1 pseudogene is annotated in these 255 nt (G+C 60.8%); it reads right to left on the reverse strand.

Features of this window, described 5'->3' with window-relative positions:
* Positions 1-255, reverse strand: a pseudogene (locus tag AACY45_RS29125) (hypothetical protein); the annotation flags it as partial.

Below are 255 nucleotides of genomic sequence, written 5' to 3' on the forward strand. Positions count from 1 at the left end.
CCTGGCGTTGATCGCGCAGGCCATCGACAAACCATTTTTTGACCCAGGCGGTTTCCCGATCCCAGGCGGTGGCGAAGTTGTGGTTCAGGTCATGCAAGGCAGGGCCTTGCACTTTGATCGACAGGTCTTGCCAGGGACCGAAGCCCGGACTGCGGCGCGCCGCTTTGTCGTCATACAGGTGGGCGCTGGTATCCCAGTAGTTGCGGTGCATGTTGTGGCCCATGACGAAACCCACGGCGTTCGCGGTGTCTTCGT

The organism is Pseudomonas sp. RA_35y_Pfl2_P32 (assembly GCF_963970735.1).
Classification (GTDB): domain Bacteria; phylum Pseudomonadota; class Gammaproteobacteria; order Pseudomonadales; family Pseudomonadaceae; genus Aquipseudomonas.